Origin of the sequence: Roseateles sp. (assembly GCF_046300915.1) — a bacterium.
GTDB lineage: Bacteria > Pseudomonadota > Gammaproteobacteria > Burkholderiales > Burkholderiaceae_C > Kinneretia.
The window spans coordinates 1-9,750 of record NZ_JBKCLH010000064.1 but is presented as its reverse complement, the minus strand read 5'-3'; the positions used below and the strand labels follow the sequence as shown (position 1 = coordinate 9,750).

The window sequence follows — 9,750 nt, the reverse complement described above, 5'->3', positions numbered from 1 at the left end:
GCCTCCAGTGAGCGCAGGTCGCGCAGATTGCGCTTGAGCGTCAGCAAGGCCTCCTCGGCCTTGAAGGGCGGGAGGGCGAAGAAGGCGTCTTCATTCATGGCCGGACTTCTGAATTGAAAGGAAACAGGCGTACCCATGGTTCAGGCCAGCCAGCGCTTGCGGCGCTTGTAGCTCTTGACGTCCTTGAAGCTCTTGCGATCACCGCCACCGGTGCCGAGGTAGAACTCCTTGACGTCCTCGTTCTCGCGCAGCGCCTGGGCCTCACCATCCATGACCACCCGGCCGCTCTCCAGGATGTAGCCGTAGTCGGCATAACGCAGCGCCATATTGGTGTTCTGCTCGGCCAGCAAAAAGGTCACACCTTCCTTGCTGTTGAGGTCTTTGACGATCTCGAACACCTCTTCAACGATTTGCGGCGCCAAGCCCATAGAAGGCTCATCCAGCAGCACCATGCGCGGGTTGGCCATCAAGGCGCGGCCGATGGCGCACATCTGCTGCTCGCCGCCCGAGGTGTAGGCCGCCTGCGACGTCCGCCGCGTCTTCAGGCGTGGAAAGTAGTTGTAGACCTTCTCCAGCGTGGCCGCCACCGCGGCCTTGCCGTCCTTGCGGGTGTAGGCGCCGGTGAGCAGGTTCTCCTCGATGCTGAGGTGGGCAAAGCAATGCCGCCCCTCCATCACCTGGATCACGCCACGCTCCACCATGTCCGAGGTCGTGAGCTTCTCGATGCGCTCGCCGCGCAGCTCGATGCTGCCCTTGGTCACCTCACCGCGCTCGCCGGCCAGCAGATTGGAGACGGCCCGCAGCGTGGTGGTCTTGCCCGCGCCATTGCCGCCCAGCAGGGCCACGATGCCGCCCTCGCGCACCTGCAGGGATACGCCCTTGAGCACCAGGATCACATGGTTGTAGATCACCTCGATGCCGTTGACGTTCAGAAGCACATTGCTACTCATGACTTGCCCCTTTGATTCTTGCGAACGCCGCACGCGGCGCTCGCAAGAGGACTCCGCCGGAGTCCCCTCGGCCACTCAGAACATCAGCTCTGGCAATCCGCTGGCGTGCGGCGCTCCAGCTTCTTCTCGGCGGCGTACTTGTCGGCGGCCTGCTTGACCATGGGCTTGAGGATCATCTCGTCGGCCTGGTACCAGTCGGAGCTGAAGGCCCACTTCTTGCCGTCCCAGGTCTGCACCCGCGCCCAGGCCGAGCCCATATGGTCGGCGCAGGAGGTGGAGACCGGGCGCATCACGCCGGCAAAGCCCAGGCCGTCCAGCTTCTTCTGATCCAGGGCCAGGTTCTCCAGACCCCAGCGCACCTGCTCACCCGTCATGACCTTGCCCTTGCCGAAGCGCTCCTGGGCACGCTTGACGCCCTCCACGGCCAGCATCGCGGAGATCATGCCGCGCATATAGAGCACCTGGCCCACTTCTTCCTTGGGACCGGTGCCCTGGCCCTTGCCATGGACCAGCTTGAGGATGTCCTGGGTCACCTTGGCATCGGGGTGCACGCCGTGCTGCATGGTCAGGGCGCTATAGCCCTTGGCACCTTCGGCCACGTCCTTGACATCGGGCTCGGCGCCGGCCCACCAGACGCCGAACATCTTCTCGCGCGGATAGCCGGTGGCCTGGGCCTCCTTGAGCGAGGTGGTGTTCATCACGCCCCAGCCCCAGAGCAGCACATAGTCGGGGCGCTGCTGGCGGATCTGCAGCCAGGCCGACTTCTGCTCCACACCGGGGTGGGTGACCGGAATCGCGTTCAGCTCGAAGCCATGCATCTTGCTGCGCTCCTGCAGCAGGGGGATGGGCTCCTTGCCATAGGGGCTGTCGTGATAGACCAGGGTGATCTTCTTGCCCTTGAGCTTGTCGAAGCCGCCTTCCTTCTTGGCCAGATGCTGGATCAGCACATCGGCCGCCATCCAGTAGGTGCCGATCAGGGGGAAGTTCCACTTGAAGACGCCGCCGTCCTGGCTCTCGCTGCGGCCGTAACCGGCGGTGATCAGCGGAATCTTGTCGGCCGGGGCCTTTTCGGTCAGCGCAAAGGTCACGCCGGTGGACAGGGGCTGGAACACGGTGGCGCCGCCGTTCTTGCCCTTCAGGCGCTCATAGCACTCCACGCCGCGGTCGGTGGCATAGCCGAACTCGCATTCCTCGTAGGAGATCTTCACGCCATTCATGCCGCCCTGGGCATTGACCAGCTTGAGATAGTCCACATAGCCATTGGCCCAGGGCGTGCCATTGGGGCCGTAGGCGCCGGTGCGATAGACCAGGACCGGGAAGAACTGCTCCTTGGCCTGAGCCAAAGCCTCTCCCACGCCGGCCAGACCGGCGGCAGCCAGCAGGGTCGCGGCGGCGACTTTCTTCAGTTGCATCATGACGCTTGTCTCCTAGGAAAAAGCACTCTGCGGTGCCGGGTTGAATCGCGGTGAATCAATGCGGGAAGGGCCAGAGCCGCAACTTCTCCTTGGCCGTGGACCAGAGCTTGGCCAGGCCATGCGGCTCGACGATCAAGAAGAACACGATCAGGGCGCCGAACACCATGAACTCCACATGGCTGACCAGGGCCGTGTCCACATGGAAGCCGAACAGGCCGCCCAGGGCCGGCAAGGCCTGGTTCAGGAAGATGGGCAGCACCACGATGAAGGCCGCGCCGAAGAAGCTGCCCATGATGGAGCCCAGACCGCCGATGATGACCATGAAGAGCAGCTGGAAGCTGCGGTCGATGGAGAAGGCCGCCGGCTCCCAGGAACCCAGATGGACAAAGCCCCACAGCGCGCCGGCCACGCCCACGATGAAGCTGCTCACCGCAAAGGCGCTGAGCTTGGCATGCACCGGCCGGATGCCGATCACGGCCGCCGCCACATCCATGTCTCGCATGGCCATCCAGGCCCGGCCGATATGGCCGCGCACCAGGTTCTTGGCGGCCCAGGCAAAGACCACCACCACGCCCAGGCAGAACAGATACTTCTGCAGCGGGGTCTCGATGGGCTGGCCCAGCACCTGCAGACCCGACACGCTCACCGAACCCGAGGCCGAGTCCAGGGTGAACCACTTGATGCGCAGAAAAGCCCAGTCGCTGAAGAACTGCGCCGCCAGCGTGGCCACGGCCAGGTACAGGCCCTTGATGCGCAGCGAGGGAATGCCGAAGAACACGCCCACCACCGTGGCACACAAGCCCCCCAGCAGCAGGGCCGGAATCAGGGGCATGCCGGGCACGCGGGCGAAGAAGTTGTAGGCCGCATAGGCGCCCACCGCCATGAAGGCCCCGGTGCCCAGGGAGATCTGACCGCAGTAGCCCACCAGGATGTTCAGACCTATGGCCGCCAGGGACAGGATCAGGAAGGGAATGAAGATGGCGCGCAGCAGGTACTCATCGGCCAGGGCCGGCACCAGCAGCACGGCCACGCCAATCAGGGCCCAGATCGCGAGGCGGTCCTGGGCGATGGGAAAGACCTGCTGGTCAGCGCGGTAGGAGGTCTTGAACTGACCGTTTTCTCTGTAGAGCATGACTTGTCTCTTTTCGACTGATCTTTTGGTTTCGACCCGCTTCGCTTAACTTCGCTGCGCGAAGTTAGTCTTCACCGGAAGATCATTGCCCGCGTCAGACGCGGTCAATGATCTTCTCGCCGAACAAGCCCTGCGGCCGCACCAGCAGGAACACCAGGGCCAGCACATAGGCAAACCAGATCTCGATGCCGCCGCCCAGCATGGGACCGATATAGATCTCGGAGAGCTTCTCGCCCACACCGATGATCAGGCCGCCGATGATGGCGCCGGGCACCGAGGTCAGCCCGCCCAGAATCACCACCGGCAGGGCCTTGAGTGCCACCAGGGACAGCGAGAACTGCACGCCCAGCTTGGAGCCCCAGATGATGCCGGCCACCAGGGCCACAAAGCCCGCCACGCTCCAGACGATGACCCAGATGCGCTTGAGCGGAATGCCGATGGACTGCGCCGCCTGGTGATCGTCCGCCACCGCGCGCAGGGCGCGGCCGGTGGCCGTGTACTGGAAGAACAGGGCCAGCACGCCCACCAGGGCCGCCGCCACCAGGGCCGCGATCAGATCCTCCTGGCCCACGAGCACCCCGCCCTCAATGGCCTTCTCGAACAGGAAGATCGGGTCCTTGGGCATGCCCACATCGATCTTGTAGATGTCCGAGCCGAACAGGGTCTGGCCAAAGCCATCCAGGAAGTAGGTGATGCCCAGGGTGGCCATCAAGAGGGTGATGCCCTCCTGGTTCACCAACTTGCCCAGCACCAGGCGCTCGATGGCCCAGGCCAGCACCACCATCAGGCTCATGGCCACGATGAAGGCCAGCACATTCACCAGCAGCTTGCTCTCCAGCCCGGTCCATTGCGGGATCCATTCGGAGAAGCGCGCCATGGCCAGGGCCGCGAACAGCACCATGGCGCCCTGGGCGAAATTGAACACGCCGCTGGCCTTGAAGATCAGCACAAAGCCCAGGGCGATCAGGGAGTACAACATGCCGGCCATCAGGCCGCCGATCAAGGTCTCGAGGAAGAATCCCATGGTCGTGGCCTCAGTGAGAAGTGCCCAGATAGGCGCGGATCACGTCTTCGTTGGCGCGCACCTCGTCGGGTGCGCCGTCACCGATCTTCTTGCCGTAGTCCAGCACCACGACCCGGTCGCTGATGTCCATGACCACGCCCATATCGTGTTCGATCAGCACGATGGTGGTGCCGAACTCGTCGTTCACGTCCAGGATGAAGCGGCACATGTCCTGCTTCTCCTCCACATTCATGCCGGCCATGGGCTCATCCAGCAGCAGCACCTGCGGCTCCATGGCCAGGGCGCGACCCAGGTCCACGCGCTTTTGCAGGCCATAGGGCAGACGGCCCACCGGCGTCTTGCGATAGGCCTGGATCTCCAGGAAGTCGATGATGCGCTCCACCTTCTCGCGCTGCGCGGTCTCCTCGCGCTCGGCGGCCCCGAAGCGCCAGGCCTGCTGGAAGACATTGGTCTTCATCTGCAGATTGCGGCCCGTCATGATGTTGTCCAGCACGCTCATGCCCTTGAACAGGGCCAGGTTCTGGAAGGTACGGGCCACGCCCATCTCGGCCACCTGGCGCGAGTTCATGTGCTTGAAGGTCTGGCCGCGAAAGGTGATGGAGCCCTGCTGCGGCTGGTAGACGCCGTTGATGCAGTTGAGCATGGAGCTCTTGCCCGCGCCGTTGGGGCCGATGATGGCGCGGATCTCATGCTCGCGCACATTGAAGCTGATGTCGGTGAGCGCCTTCACGCCACCAAAGCTCAGCGAGATGTTCTGCACGTCGAGGATGAGCTCGCCGATCTTCTTGCTCGCCATCAGGCTGCCCTCCGGGCCGGGGTAAAGGTTTTCACATCGAGGATCTTCAGGTCCGCTGCCACGCTGCCCGTGCGGCCATCCTCGAACTTGACCGCCGTCTCGATGTACTGCGAGCTCTTGCCGCCGTACAGCGCATCGATCAGCACGGCGTACTTCTCGGCAATCGCGCCGCGGCGCACCTTGCGGGTGCGGGTGAGCTCGCCATCGTCCGCGTCCAGCTCCTTGTGCAGCACCAGGAAGCGGGTGACCTGGCTGCCGGCCAGGCGCTCGTCCTGGGCCAGATCGGCATTGACCTTTTCCACGCAGTCGCGAATCAGCTCATAGATCTCGGGCTTGGAGGCCAGATCGGTGTAGCCGGCATAGGGCAGATTGCGGCGCTCGGCCCAGTTGCCCACGGCCTCGAAGTCGATATTGATGAAGGCGCAGACGCGGTCGCGCTGGTCGCCAAAGGCCACGGCCTCCTTGATGTGGGCAAAGAACTTGAGCTTGTTCTCCACATACTTGGGCGCGAACATGGCGCCGTCGAACACGCCGCCGCGCAGGCGTCCCACATCCTTGGCGCGGTCGATGATCTTCAGATGACCGCCGGCATCGATGAAGCCAGCGTCCCCCGTGTGGTACCAGCCGTCGGCAGTCAGCACCTCGGCCGTGGCGGCCTCGTTCTTGTAATAGCCCTTGAGCAGGCCGGGCGAGCGCACCATGATCTCGCCGTTGTCGGCCAGCCTGATCTCCACGCCCTCGATGGGCACGCCCACCGTATCGGCCTTGGCCTCGTGGTCGGGCTGCAGGCACACGAACACCGCGGTCTCGGTGGAGCCGTAGAGCTGCTTGAGGTTGATGCCTATGCTGCGGTAGAAGCTGAACAGATCGGGGCCTATGGCCTCGCCCGCCGTATAGGCCACGCGCACCCTTGAGAGCCCCAGGGTGTTGCGCAGCGGCCCGTAGATCAGCACATTGCCCAGGGCGTACTTGAGACGGTCCAGCGCCCCCACCGGCTGACCGTCCATCAGGGCCGGGCCCACGCGCCGCGCCAGGCTCATGCACTGGGCGAAGAGCCAGCGCTTGATGGCACCAGCATCCTCCATGCGGATCATCACGCTGGTCAGCAGGCTCTCGAAAACCCGCGGCGGCGCGAAGTAGTAGGTGGGTCCGATCTCCTTGAGATCGATGGACACCGTGCTGGCCGATTCCGGGCAGTTCACCACATAGCCGCAGGCCAGCCACTGGGCATAGCTGAAGATGTTCTGGCCGATCCAGGCCGGCGGCAGATAGGCCAGCACCTCCTCGCGCTCGGTCAGCTTGTCGAAGCGCATGCCGGCCTGGGCCCGGTCGATCAGGGTGGCGTGGGTGTGCACCACGCCCTTGGGGTTGCCCGTGGTGCCCGAGGTGAAGAACATGGCGGCCACATCACCCGCCTGCCCCGCCTGCACCTGGGCCTCGAAGAAGCCGGGCTGGCTGGCCAGGCGCTGGCGGCCACGCTCGCACAGGGCGTCCAGCGACTCCAGGCCGCTCTCGCGGTAATTGCGCAGACCGCGCGGATCATCGAACCAGATGCGTGTGAGGCGCGGGCACTGCTCGCGGATCTCCAGCAGCTTATCCACCTGCTCCTGGTCCTCCACCACGGCGAAGCCCACCTCGGCGTTGTTGAGCGGGTAGGCAAACTCCGCGGCCACCGCATCCTGGTAGAGCGGCACCGGAATCGCGCCCAGGGACTGGGCCGCCAGCATGGTGGCGTACAGCCGGGGCCGGTTCTCGCCCACCACCACCAGATGCTGGCCGCGGCCCAGACCAGCGTCCGCCAGGCCATGGGCCAGCTCGCGCACCAAGCCCGCCAGCTGTACCCAGCTGAGGGTCTGCCAGATGCCGTACTCCTTCTCGCGCAGGGCCGGCGCATCGGGGCGCCGGGCTGCGTGCTCGAGCAAGAGCTGGGGAAAAGTCACTGCTGCTGCTGTCGTCACCACCGCTGTCTCCTGTACGGTGCGCGGCACCCATCTATGGGGCATCTCGCGCTGGACTGACACGCATACTAGGCCTGGCTTTGACGTCATGTTGTCGTTAGGACGACATTCCTAGGGTCTATCCGGGGGCGAGATAACCCGGAGTCCGGAATCGAGGCTTTGTCGCCATGCTTGCAGCCCCATGAGTGCCTCCGGCTTTCTGAACGAACCCGCCGTGCCCACCCCGCTGCGCCAGCGGGCACGCCGCGCAACCAGCGCCGAACTGGCGGCCATCCCCTGGCTGGCGGTGCTGGACGCGGCCCAGCGCCAGCAGGCCATCGCCCAGCTTCAGGTAGCCGATGCCGAGGTGGGCGAGCGCGTCTGCCGCATCGGCCGGCCGGCCAGCTTCTGGTTTGGTGTGGTGGACGGCCTGCTCAAGATGAGCAATGACGACAGCAGCGGCCAGGCCATCACCTTCACCGGCGTGCCGCCCGGTGGCTGGTTCGGCGAGGGCACCCTGCTCAAGCGCGAGGTCTACCGCTACAACATCCAGGTGCTGCGCAAGAGCGTGGTGGCGGGCCTGCCCCTGGACACCTTTCACCAGCTGCTGGAGCAGAGCATCGGCTTCAACCGCTTTGTGCTCAACCAGCTCAACGAGCGCCTGGGCCAGTTCATCGCCGCGCGGGAGACCGACCGCATCGGCAACCCCGATGTGCGCGTAGCCCGCAATCTGGCCGCCCTCTTCCACCCCCAGCTCTACCCCGGCGTGGGCAGCATGCTGCGCATCACCCAGCAGGAGCTGGCCTATCTGGTGGGCCTCTCGCGCCAGCGCGTCAACGAGGCGCTCAAGCGCCTGCAGCAGCAGCGCCTGATCAGCGTGGAGTACGGCGGCGTGCGGGTGCTGGATCTGCAGGGGCTGCGGCAGTTCAGGGCCGAGGCCGGCTGACCCCGCAGATGCCCGCTTCACCAGTCATTTCACGACGCTGAGAACCAGCCAGACACTGCATCCCATGCGTGCTGACCGGCAGCAAAACAGATCGACAAGCCAAATGCGATCGCCAGCCACATCAGCAATTTGGCTGCACCAACGCTCTCAGTGATAAGTTTCTTTTTCATACAGTCCTTTTGCTCAGCACTCACAGACCGCCTCTCAAGAGAGGTCAAGCCGGTCCATGGGCAGCTCTTGCCTAGTTGGGCCCTGGGGTAGGCACACGCACCGCGGTTGAAGCGGGCACTTCCATGACGCCTTGCCGCACCGCAGCCGCAGTGCTGCCGGCTTCCAGCTCCACCCAAACAGATTGGAGATCGGCCTCCAGCGCCCAAGGCCGGGCCTGCACACATCGATAGAAGCGATCGCCCTGCACCACCACGGCGCCCAGGGAAAACTGGCGCCCGGCCTTCAGGCATTCGCTACCGGGCAGAGGTGCGCGGCACAGGACACCGGCAGACTTGTCTAAGTTATTCGAGTCATTCGAGCAGACATCTTTGGCCAGCGCGGAACTCAGGCCGAGGCCCGCGGCCAAGATGGCAAACACATGTTTTGAATACTTATTCATGACCTATTCAGTGACCCATTTAATGGCCGGGGCGCAGTGTGCTGTGCTCGCACTGGATCGGCAATCGCCACCCCGGGGGATGCAAGGTCGGGCAAGGCGAGCCCCGAGCAAAGCGCGGACATGGCACTTCCTGGGGCAGGAGCCTCACCGCAGGGGGCGGCGACGGCGATGCCAGGCTTGAGCGCTCGCCAGCAAATGAACCAAGCCCGGGACTTGGCAGGCTTCATCCCGTAAACTACTGTACACAAATACAGTATTTTCCTTTTTTCCGGGCAGCTTGCCGCGCCCGGCCTGCCCCATGTCCCTGCCTACCGCATCAGCCGCTTCCCGCGGCCCCGCTCCGGCTTGCGCCGCGGCCGCCGGCCTGCTCCAGGGCCCCCTGGGCCGGGCGCTGTGGCGCGGCTCGGAGCTGGCCGGCGGCCCGGCCAGCGCCTGGTCCAGCGGCTTTGCCGCGCTGGATGCCGTGCTGCCCGGCGGCGGCTGGCCGGCGCAGGCGCTCCGCGAGATCCTGCAGCCCCGCCCCGGGGTCTGCGAGTTCCGCCTGCTGGGCCCGGCCCTGGGCCCAGCCCTGGCCGGCGGGCGGCACCTGCTGCTGATCAACCCGCCCTTCACGCCCCATCTGCCCGGCCTGGCGGCCTGGGGGCTCGCGCCGCGCCAGCTGCTCTGGCTGGCGCCCGCCACGCCGCTGCAAGCGCTCTGGACCCTGGAGCAGGCGCTCAAGGCCAATGCGGCCGGCGCCCTGATGGCCTGGCTGCCCGAGGCCCGGCCCGAGCAGCTGCGCCGCCTGCAGGCCTGTGCCTTGGGCGCCCATGCGCCCTGCTTTGTGTTCCGCCCGGAGGCCGTGGCCACCCAGTCCTCGGCCGCACCGCTGCGCCTGCTGCTGCGGCCCGAGGCCGGCTGGGCGCTGGAGCTGCGCCTGCTCAAGCGTCGCGGCCCGGCC

10 protein-coding genes are annotated in these 9,750 nt (G+C 65.5%); 2 read left to right on the top strand and 8 right to left on the bottom strand.

The features are described from left to right. Nucleotides 1-140: 140 nt before the first annotated feature. The 6 genes from ACK5F2_RS04895 to ACK5F2_RS04870 all read right to left on the bottom strand — a co-directional run bounded on the left by ACK5F2_RS04895 (nucleotide 141) and on the right by ACK5F2_RS04870 (nucleotide 7,320). Nucleotides 141-950 (bottom strand): ABC transporter ATP-binding protein, encoded by an 810-nt coding sequence (locus ACK5F2_RS04895; RefSeq protein WP_409863190.1) that lies wholly within the window; start codon nucleotides 948-950, stop codon nucleotides 141-143. Nucleotides 951-1,033: 83 nt separating this feature from the next. Next, the gene (locus ACK5F2_RS04890; RefSeq protein ID WP_409863192.1) at nucleotides 1,034-2,362 is read right to left on the bottom strand and encodes an ABC transporter substrate-binding protein; all 1,329 of its coding nucleotides are present in this window, start codon (nucleotides 2,360-2,362) and stop codon (nucleotides 1,034-1,036) included. 58 nt (nucleotides 2,363-2,420) lie between these two features. Then, nucleotides 2,421-3,497, bottom strand: coding sequence for a branched-chain amino acid ABC transporter permease (locus tag ACK5F2_RS04885; RefSeq protein ID WP_409863188.1), 1,077 nt, complete (start codon nucleotides 3,495-3,497; stop codon nucleotides 2,421-2,423). A gap of 94 nt (nucleotides 3,498-3,591) precedes the next feature. Beyond that, nucleotides 3,592-4,521, bottom strand: coding sequence for a branched-chain amino acid ABC transporter permease (locus ACK5F2_RS04880; RefSeq protein WP_409863187.1), 930 nt, complete (start codon nucleotides 4,519-4,521; stop codon nucleotides 3,592-3,594). A gap of 10 nt (nucleotides 4,522-4,531) precedes the next feature. After that, the gene (locus ACK5F2_RS04875; protein WP_409863185.1) at nucleotides 4,532-5,317 is read right to left on the bottom strand and encodes an ABC transporter ATP-binding protein; all 786 of its coding nucleotides are present in this window, start codon (nucleotides 5,315-5,317) and stop codon (nucleotides 4,532-4,534) included. Next, a complete protein-coding gene (locus ACK5F2_RS04870) occupies nucleotides 5,317-7,320 on the bottom strand; it encodes an AMP-dependent synthetase/ligase (RefSeq protein ID WP_409863184.1) in 2,004 nt (667 codons plus the stop codon). Before ACK5F2_RS04870 ends, ACK5F2_RS04875 begins: the two co-directional genes overlap by 1 nt. A 136-nt stretch (nucleotides 7,321-7,456) precedes the next feature. Here ACK5F2_RS04870 and ACK5F2_RS04865 point away from each other — a divergent pair, with 136 nt between their 5' ends. Further along, nucleotides 7,457-8,200, top strand: a complete 744-nt coding sequence (locus ACK5F2_RS04865) for a Crp/Fnr family transcriptional regulator (RefSeq protein ID WP_409863183.1) — start codon at nucleotides 7,457-7,459, stop codon at nucleotides 8,198-8,200. Nucleotides 8,201-8,229: 29 nt separating this feature from the next. Here ACK5F2_RS04865 and ACK5F2_RS04860 read toward each other — a convergent pair whose 3' ends face one another. Together ACK5F2_RS04860 and ACK5F2_RS04855 are read right to left on the bottom strand one after the other, a co-directional pair. Next, nucleotides 8,230-8,370: a hypothetical protein gene (locus ACK5F2_RS04860; RefSeq protein ID WP_409863182.1), complete on the bottom strand. Its 141-nt coding sequence runs from the start codon at nucleotides 8,368-8,370 to the stop codon at nucleotides 8,230-8,232. Between the two features lie 71 nt (nucleotides 8,371-8,441). Further along, nucleotides 8,442-8,810 carry a hypothetical protein gene (locus tag ACK5F2_RS04855; RefSeq protein ID WP_409863181.1) on the bottom strand — a complete coding sequence of 123 codons (369 nt, stop codon included), beginning with the start codon at nucleotides 8,808-8,810 and terminating at the stop codon, nucleotides 8,442-8,444. Between the two features lie 298 nt (nucleotides 8,811-9,108). Between ACK5F2_RS04855 and imuA the strand changes: the two genes are divergently transcribed. After that, nucleotides 9,109-9,750: translesion DNA synthesis-associated protein ImuA (imuA, locus tag ACK5F2_RS04850; protein WP_409863179.1), on the top strand; the 642-nt coding region annotated here is incomplete at its 3' end.

Coding starts and splice junctions, on each gene's coding strand:
- ACK5F2_RS04860 (WP_409863182.1), bottom strand. CDS start 8,370: ATGAAAAAGAAACTTATCACTGAGAGCGTTGGTGCAGCCAAATTGCTG.
- ACK5F2_RS04890 (WP_409863192.1), bottom strand. CDS start 2,362: ATGCAACTGAAGAAAGTCGCCGCCGCGACCCTGCTGGCTGCCGCCGGT.
- ACK5F2_RS04870 (WP_409863184.1), bottom strand. CDS start 7,320: ATGCCCCATAGATGGGTGCCGCGCACCGTACAGGAGACAGCGGTGGTG.
- ACK5F2_RS04885 (WP_409863188.1), bottom strand. CDS start 3,497: ATGCTCTACAGAGAAAACGGTCAGTTCAAGACCTCCTACCGCGCTGAC.
- ACK5F2_RS04880 (WP_409863187.1), bottom strand. CDS start 4,521: ATGGGATTCTTCCTCGAGACCTTGATCGGCGGCCTGATGGCCGGCATG.
- ACK5F2_RS04875 (WP_409863185.1), bottom strand. CDS start 5,317: ATGGCGAGCAAGAAGATCGGCGAGCTCATCCTCGACGTGCAGAACATC.
- ACK5F2_RS04865 (WP_409863183.1), top strand. CDS start 7,457: ATGAGTGCCTCCGGCTTTCTGAACGAACCCGCCGTGCCCACCCCGCTG.
- ACK5F2_RS04895 (WP_409863190.1), bottom strand. CDS start 950: ATGAGTAGCAATGTGCTTCTGAACGTCAACGGCATCGAGGTGATCTAC.
- ACK5F2_RS04855 (WP_409863181.1), bottom strand. CDS start 8,810: ATGAATAAGTATTCAAAACATGTGTTTGCCATCTTGGCCGCGGGCCTC.